Annotated in this window: 6 protein-coding genes; 5 read left to right on the plus strand and 1 reads right to left on the minus strand. The window is 61.1% G+C overall.

All coding sequences use genetic code 11. The annotated features are described in order from the left end of the window. Positions 1-4 precede the first annotated feature (4 nt). Positions 5-223: a DUF2970 domain-containing protein gene (locus ACNFCH_RS23900; protein WP_337159167.1), complete on the plus strand. Its 219-nt coding sequence runs from the start codon at positions 5-7 to the stop codon at positions 221-223. A 266-nt stretch (positions 224-489) separates the two neighbouring features. Here ACNFCH_RS23900 and ACNFCH_RS23905 read toward each other — a convergent pair whose 3' ends face one another. Then, the gene (locus ACNFCH_RS23905) at positions 490-1,572 is read right to left on the minus strand and encodes an ABC transporter substrate-binding protein (protein WP_337159166.1); all 1,083 of its coding nucleotides are present in this window, start codon (positions 1,570-1,572) and stop codon (positions 490-492) included. Positions 1,573-1,789: 217 nt separating this feature from the next. Between ACNFCH_RS23905 and ACNFCH_RS23910 the strand changes: the two genes are divergently transcribed. The 4 genes from ACNFCH_RS23910 to ACNFCH_RS23925 all read left to right on the plus strand — a co-directional run bounded on the left by ACNFCH_RS23910 (position 1,790) and on the right by ACNFCH_RS23925 (position 6,377). After that, positions 1,790-3,442 (plus strand): nitrite/sulfite reductase, encoded by a 1,653-nt coding sequence (locus tag ACNFCH_RS23910; RefSeq protein WP_337159165.1) that lies wholly within the window; start codon positions 1,790-1,792, stop codon positions 3,440-3,442. Further along, positions 3,426-3,920 carry a DUF934 domain-containing protein gene (locus ACNFCH_RS23915; protein ID WP_196162102.1) on the plus strand — a complete coding sequence of 165 codons (495 nt, stop codon included), beginning with the start codon at positions 3,426-3,428 and terminating at the stop codon, positions 3,918-3,920. Before ACNFCH_RS23910 ends, ACNFCH_RS23915 begins: the two co-directional genes overlap by 17 nt. A gap of 244 nt (positions 3,921-4,164) precedes the next feature. Next, positions 4,165-4,968 carry a 2,5-didehydrogluconate reductase DkgB gene (gene dkgB / locus ACNFCH_RS23920; RefSeq protein ID WP_337159164.1) on the plus strand — a complete coding sequence of 268 codons (804 nt, stop codon included), beginning with the start codon at positions 4,165-4,167 and terminating at the stop codon, positions 4,966-4,968. Positions 4,969-5,354: 386 nt separating this feature from the next. Beyond that, complete coding sequence (locus ACNFCH_RS23925) at positions 5,355-6,377, plus strand: hypothetical protein (protein WP_337159163.1); 1,023 nt, start codon at positions 5,355-5,357, stop codon at positions 6,375-6,377. Positions 6,378-6,635 lie beyond the last annotated feature (258 nt).

A 6,635-nucleotide genomic window follows, 5' to 3' on the forward strand; every position in this document is an offset into this window, starting at 1 on the left:
CTTCATGGATGACAACGACCCCGGCAAACCACCCACCTTCTGGCAGATGCTTCAGAGCATCCTCGCCGCCGCCTTTGGCGTGCAGAGCGGCAAGAACCGCGCGCGCGACTTCACCCATGGCAAGGCCAGCCACTTCATCGCACTGGGCACCTTGTTCACCCTGGTGTTCATCCTGGCGCTGATCGGCCTCGTGCAACTGGCCATGCACCTGACCGCCCGCTAGAACGCAAGCCGCCCGCGGATGTCCCTTCCGCGGGCGGTTCTGGTTTCACTCAAGGTCTGAAGACTGGCGTTACTGGTGGCTGACCCAATACACGGCAGCCACGACGACGAGGATGATCAGGCAGAGGATCGCCCAGGCGTCGACACTGCTGTCAGCTTTGCGCAACTTGGTCGAGTTTCCCATTGCATTGCCTCTTGTAGTGGTTATGGGAATGCACTTCAACCAGCAGTTAAGCCCAGCAATGGCCTTCTCTCAAGCAAGGTCTTTCAATAGTCGACCGGCTTGGTCAGGAACGGATAACGAAAATCTGCCGGTCGGCCTTCGGCGCTGTAGCGCAGAAAATCCACGCCCATGTCATCGCAGCTCTCCAGCAACTTGAGCCAGCGCCGAGCCTTGGCCTGGTCGAACGGTTGCAATACCGGCACCGTGTGCGCCTGCTGGCCGTCACGGTTGATCGCCAGCCCCGAGGCATCGTCGTGCAATAGCACCATGGCCCAGCCGCCCAGGGTGAAATGCCCACCCATCAGCACACTCAAGCGCCCGTCGATACGTGCGCGCAGCGCTTCGGGAGAGCTGTTGACGGCACCGAAGATCACGTCACGCCCAGGTGTGCGCCCCTTCTCTTCGAAGGCCTGCATGGCGCCGAAGGCCATTTCGTCGTTGGCCGACCAGACCAACTGCGTAGCCGGATAACGCTCGGCGAGCAATTGCGCCTGTTCGTAGGCGCGCTCGCGGCTCCAGCCACCATAGACCACCTGCCGCAGGCGCACTTGGGGGAAGTCCGCCAAGGCCCGGCGCATGCCCTGTTCACGCAGTTGGGAGGCGGGAGTGGTCTTGACCCCGGCGAACGCCACTAGGTCCACCGGCCCCGATCCCGGCGGCAACGTGGCGACCATCTGGCGCAGCATCTGGTAGCCGGCCTGTTCGTCGTTGGCAGTCAGGGTACCCAGCACCTGCGCATAGCGGTCCGGCTGGGCCTGGATGCTGCGCGCCTGGGTTTCGGTCAAGCCGTTGTTGACCAGGAACAGCTTGACCCCAAGGCCCCGCGCCAGGCGGATGATTTCCGGCGCCAGGTACTGCTCGTTGACCAGCACCAGGTAATCCGGCCGCTGCGGCCCGGCCAGCACCGCGCGGGCCTGGGCCAAAGCCAGGTCCGTGCGCCGCTCGCTGTATTGGATGCGCAGGTCCATGCCTAGCTCATGGGCGGCCGCCTGCATGAAACGCGAATAGCCGACCCAGAAGGCTTCGCTGGAAAAGCCTGGGTTGAGGAACACCACGGAGGCGGCCTGTGCGCTCCCTGCTGCCAGGAGCAGGCTCAGGCACAGGCCCTGGCACAAGGCCTTGAGCATGCGGTTACATCCGTTGCAAAACAAACGCGCGAGTATAAACGGACGGGGCCTGCAGGCGAGCAAATGCCAGTGGGTCTCACTTAGTTCGATTGGTTCTTTTCATATGCAAAAACATCACTTTAGCGCATAAACACAACCTGATATCGTGCTCCGGCTCCGAAGCGGAGTGCGCGGCCGTGCGCGCGAATAGCTGCCTGCAGCCTGAGACAGGACTTATATGTACGTATACGACGAGTACGACCAGCGGATCATCGAGGACCGCGTCAAGCAGTTCCGGGATCAGACCCGCCGCTACCTGGCCGGTGAGCTGAGCGAAGAAGAATTCCGCCCTCTGCGTCTGCAGAACGGCCTGTATATCCAACGTTTTGCGCCCATGCTGCGTGTCGCCGTGCCCTATGGCCAGCTGAATGCAGGCCAGGTCCGCGTACTGGCGAAGATCGCCCGTGACTACGACAAGGGCTATGCCCACATCAGTACCCGCCAGAACGTGCAGTACAACTGGCCGGCGCTTGAGGACATCCCGGACATCCTGGCTGAGCTGGCCACCGTGCAGATGCACGCGATCCAGACCAGCGGCAACTGCCTGCGCAACACCACCACCGACCAGTTCGCCGGCGTTGCCGCCGATGAAGTGATCGACCCACGCCCGTGGTGCGAAATCGTCCGTCAGTGGACCACCTTCCACCCGGAATTCGCCTACCTGCCGCGTAAGTTCAAGATCGCCATCAACGGCTCGAAGGAAGACCGCGCCGCCATCGAAGTGCACGATATCGGCCTGGAGCCGGTGTACAACGAGGCCGGTGAGCTGGGCTTCCGTGTGCTGGTCGGCGGCGGCCTGGGCCGTACTCCGGTGGTCGGTTCGTTCATCAACGAGTTCCTGCCGTGGCAGGACCTGATCAGCTACCTGGATGCCATCCTGCGCGTGTACAACCGTTACGGCCGCCGTGACAACAAGTACAAAGCGCGCATCAAGATCCTGGTCAAGGCGCTGACCCCGGAAGTGTTCGCCGAGAAGGTCGAGGCCGAGATGGCCCACCTGCGCGGCGGTCCGACCACCCTGACCGAAGCCGAGCTGCAGCGCGTCTCGCGCCACTTCGTCGACCCGGCCTACCTGGCCCTGGACAACGTCGACTACGCTCCGCTGGATCAGGACTATCCTGGCTTCGCCCGCTGGCGCTCGCGCAATACCCGCGCCCACAAGAAGCCCGGTTACGTCGCCGTCACCCTGTCGCTCAAGCCCACCGGCGTTGCCCCCGGCGACATCAGCGACAAGCAGCTCGACGCCGTGGCGGACCTCGCCGAGCGTTACAGCTTCGGCTTCCTGCGCACCTCCCACGAGCAGAACATCATTCTGGCCGACGTCGAGCAGCGCCAGCTGCACGCCCTCTGGCTGGAACTGCGCGAACAGGGCTTCGCCACGCCGAACGTCGGCCTGCTGACCGACATCATCTGCTGCCCGGGTGGCGACTACTGCTCGCTGGCCAACGCCAAGTCGATCCCGATCGCCGAATCCATCCAGCGCCGCTTCGACGACCTGGACTACCTGTTCGACATCGGCGAGCTCGACCTGAACATCTCCGGCTGCATGAACGCCTGCGGTCACCACCACGTTGGCCACATCGGCATCCTCGGCGTGGACAAGAAAGGCGAAGAGTTCTACCAGGTCTCCTTGGGTGGCAACGCCGCGCGCGATGCGAGCCTGGGCAAGATCCTCGGTCCTTCCTTCGCCCAGGACGAAATGGCCGATGTGATCGAGAAGCTGATCGACGTGTACGTGGAACAACGCACCGAAGACGAGCGCTTCATCGACACCTACCAGCGTATTGGCATCGACCCCTTCAAGGAACGCGTCTATGCAGCGAATCATTAAAAACAACCAACTGGTCGACGAAACCTGGCATCTGCTGCCCAAGGACACCTCGTTCGACGAGCTGACCAACTGCGACGACTACATCGTCCCGCTGCAGATGTGGCGTGACCACGCCCATGCCCTCAAGGCCCGCGACGGCGGCCTGGGCGTGTGGCTGGACAGCGACGAGGAAGCCGAAGAGATCGGCGAAGACGTGCAGCACTTCCAGGTCATCGCCTTGAACTTCCCGGCCTTCACCGACGGGCGCAACTACTCCAACGCGCGCCTGCTGCGTGACCGCTACAAGTTCAAGGGCGAGTTGCGCGCCATTGGCGACGTGCTGCGCGACCAGCTGTTCTACATGGCCCGCTGCGGCTTCGACGCCTTCGCCATCCGCGCCGACAAGGACCCGGAAGACGCGCTGCAGAGCCTGAAGGACTTCTCGGTGACCTACCAAGGCGCCACCGACGAGCCGCTGCCGCTGTTCCGCCGCCGCTGATCGTCACACGCTGTACCGACCGGCCCGCCTTTGGCGGGCCGTCTCGTTTCCATTCCATCCGAGGCTTTCATTGCCTCTACCCCATGCACGCTCCACGCGCCATTCATGACATGAAGTCAAATGACCTTGGCCCACCAGCGTCTTAATCAATCCATGGCAAATCCCCACACTGGTCTCACTTGATCGATTCCGAGCCACACTGTTCTTGGATTCGATCCTCGCCACACTCACCAGGAGCAGATCAATGAGCATTCCCTCTTTCGGCCTCGGCACGTTCCGCCTCACCGGCCAAGCCGTCATCGACTCGGTCAAGTCCGCCCTCGAACTGGGCTATCGCGTCATCGACACCGCGCAGATCTATGGCAACGAAGCCGACGTGGGCCAAGCGATCTTCGAGAGCGGCGTACCGCGTGACGAGCTGTTCATCACCACCAAGATCTGGGTCGATAACTATGCCGCCGACAAGCTGATCCCGAGCCTGCGCGAGAGCCTGGCGAAGCTGCGTACCGATCACGTCGACCTGCTGCTGATCCACTGGCCAGCCCCGGGCAATGGCGTTGAGCTCACCGAGTACATGACCGCCCTGGCCGAGGCCAAGAAGCAAGGCCTGACACGTCAGATCGGCGTCTCCAACTTCAACATCGAGCTGACCCGCCAGGCCATCGACGTGGTCGGCAAGGGCGAGATCGCCACCAACCAGATCGAACTCAGCCCGTACCTGCAGAACACCCAGCTCGCGGCGTTCCTCAAGGCGCAAGGCATCACCGTCACGTCCTACATGACCCTGGCCTACGGCAAGGTGCTCAAGGACCCAGTGCTGGCCGAGATCGCCGCCAAGCACAAGGCGACCGTCGCGCAGGTCGCACTGGCCTGGGCGATGCAGCTGGGCTATGCGGTCATCCCCTCCTCCACCAAGCCCGAGAACCTGGCCAGCAACCTGCTTGCCCGCGACCTGCGCCTGGACGACGAGGACATGGCGCGCATCGCCACCCTTGAGCGCAACGGCCGCGAGGTCAGCCCTGACGGCCTGGCGCCTGCCTGGGACTGATACCTAGGTGCCCCTAAAAAACGCTCACCGAAATATCGGTGGGCGTTTTTTACGCCGTTTCGCAGTGACGCCTGGATGCGACGGCCAGCCATTTATTCGATAAACAGTCAATCAACAGCCGACAAACAACCTCCCCAGAAAATAAAAACAGAAACCTCCCACAACAAGTACAGCAACTTCACTCATTTCGAAATACGCACTAAAAAACTATAAAAGCAATTCCTCCCGCCCTGTATTGACAGCCAATCACTCGGATCTTTTTACTTCCCTACGCAGAATCAATCCCGCCCACTCAAGTTTCACTTCATGGAACTTCCAGGCTCAGGTAAACGCGTAGGCTTGTATGAAGTCATTCTCAACCTCCGATAGATCAGGGGTAACCGCGCATGAATGACCGGTACCCCCTCTGCACCCGCACCAACCCTTGGGGCCGCCATCCAGAGGGCTTGCTCGACAACGGCGAGCAGCCTTGGCCTGAGACCGTGGCGGCGCGCGCCTTTCCCTCGTTGATCGAGGTCGAAGGGGAATACGACACCGACGACTACAGCGCAGCACTGTTCCTCGCCAATGAATTGGCCCTGCCTGACAACGGCCTGTCCGAGCAGGAGCGTCTCGAGGCATTGGCCTTGCTGTTGCAGCTGTTCGTCACACTCGAGCGCACCGGCCAGGCGTCCGCGCAAGCACTGGAGGCCCTGCGCGAACGCGCCGAAGCGATTCCGAAAATCGGCCCGCATTGGTTTTCGCCCACCAGCCTGCCCAGCACCCTTGGCACGGTTGCCAATCTGATCTACGCAAGCGCCAAGAGCAAACGCCTGATCGACCTGCTGGCCCTGCCCGAACCGCTGAAAAAGGACCTCAAAGCCTGGGCCGCGACCCGAGGCCGAAGCGGCAGCCGATCGGCACGCAAGACCTTCCAGCGACGAATCAAGCTCGTCAATGTCGGCGGCAACCTCAAGTTCCAAATTCCCGCGATGCAGGCCGCCGCCTATTACAACTTCGGCCCCTTGCAGGTGGGTAACCATCTCCACGTGCCGGCCTACGGCTCCCAACGCATGCTCAACAGCCGTTTAGGGCTCGACCCGAAGATGTATGGCAAGCAAGGGTTCGGGAAGATCGTGGGTGGTAACGCCGTGGGTGCCGCATTGGCGTTTGGCCCCCAGGCGGTTGCCGATGCCAGGGCTTCCGGTTCCATTGGGGAGTTTTTTGAGCGGTCTGCGTATAGCCAATCGGGCAATGCGGTGGCGTTTGGGGTGGGTTTGGTAGTCACAATTGCGCTGGCAGCGGCAAGCACTCCAGTTGTCCTTGTGATAATTGCCTCTTACTTGTCCGGTACAGCTGCACAGTACTTTTTCAACGAGTTCAACCTAGACAAAAGTCTTGGCAACAGGCTCACGGGAAGAAATCTATGATCGCATCGGATCCCTACTCAACATTCAATGCAACACGCTACGTTTTTTTGGTCATCGCCCTGGGACTTTACCTTCCCTGCTTGAACTACACATGGTGGTCAATACCCGCAACAGCGTTAACATTACTGCTACTTTTCTATCGAAGCAAATGAATCGCCCCTGGTTTTCTAGACACTCTCCAAGCTCAGGAAATAGCGTTTCTCATACTCTACTGGAGACAGCTGCATAGCACTGCTGTGTCGGCGTTTAGGGTTATAG

Source organism: Pseudomonas sp. NY15354, from assembly GCF_048068075.1.
In the GTDB taxonomy this organism is placed as follows: domain Bacteria; phylum Pseudomonadota; class Gammaproteobacteria; order Pseudomonadales; family Pseudomonadaceae; genus Aquipseudomonas; species Aquipseudomonas guariconensis_C.

What these genes read in the sequence shown, in the direction of transcription:
- ACNFCH_RS23900 (WP_337159167.1), top strand. Translation starts at nt 5, where the DNA reads ATGGATGACAACGACCCCGGCAAACCACCCACCTTCTGGCAGATGCTT.
- ACNFCH_RS23905 (WP_337159166.1), bottom strand. Translation starts at nt 1,572, where the DNA reads ATGCTCAAGGCCTTGTGCCAGGGCCTGTGCCTGAGCCTGCTCCTGGCA.
- ACNFCH_RS23910 (WP_337159165.1), top strand. Translation starts at nt 1,790, where the DNA reads ATGTACGTATACGACGAGTACGACCAGCGGATCATCGAGGACCGCGTC.
- ACNFCH_RS23915 (WP_196162102.1), top strand. Translation starts at nt 3,426, where the DNA reads ATGCAGCGAATCATTAAAAACAACCAACTGGTCGACGAAACCTGGCAT.
- dkgB (WP_337159164.1), top strand. Translation starts at nt 4,165, where the DNA reads ATGAGCATTCCCTCTTTCGGCCTCGGCACGTTCCGCCTCACCGGCCAA.
- ACNFCH_RS23925 (WP_337159163.1), top strand. Translation starts at nt 5,355, where the DNA reads ATGAATGACCGGTACCCCCTCTGCACCCGCACCAACCCTTGGGGCCGC.